General features: G+C 42.6%; 2 tRNA genes. Both read left to right on the forward strand.

The features are described from left to right. The first annotated feature begins 69 nt into the window (after positions 1-69). Positions 70-146 (forward strand) — tRNA-Ile (locus AB4135_RS22130). A 65-nt stretch (positions 147-211) separates the two neighbouring features. Beyond that, a tRNA-Ala gene (locus AB4135_RS22135) sits at positions 212-287 on the forward strand. The last annotated feature ends 117 nt before the right edge of the window (positions 288-404 follow it).

Raw genomic sequence — 404 nt, forward strand, 5'->3', positions numbered from 1 at the left:
TCTGAAGTAAGAAATTACGTTGAGTGTTCACACAGATATGCTTGTTATAAAGAAAGAGCAAATTACGTTGGGTCTGTAGCTCAGCTGGTTAGAGCGCACCCCTGATAAGGGTGAGGTCGGTGGTTCAAGTCCACTCTGACCCACCAATATCTTTCCTTATCTTTGATAAGAAAGGTTTGGTTGACGTAAATTTGTTTGACTGCATGTAAATGGGGCTATAGCTCAGCTGGGAGAGCGCCTGCCTTGCACGCAGGAGGTCTGCGGTTCGATCCCGCATAGCTCCACCATTTACTTTGCTGGTTATCATATGATGACTAAGTAAACTTACTTTTCTCGCTGAATAAGTAAGGCATGCATGGATAGAGATGCCAAAGATAAATGAGAAATTTATCTTTGGCTTTTTT

The organism is Shewanella sp. 10N.286.54.B9 (assembly GCF_041468565.1).
In the GTDB taxonomy this organism is placed as follows: domain Bacteria; phylum Pseudomonadota; class Gammaproteobacteria; order Enterobacterales; family Shewanellaceae; genus Shewanella.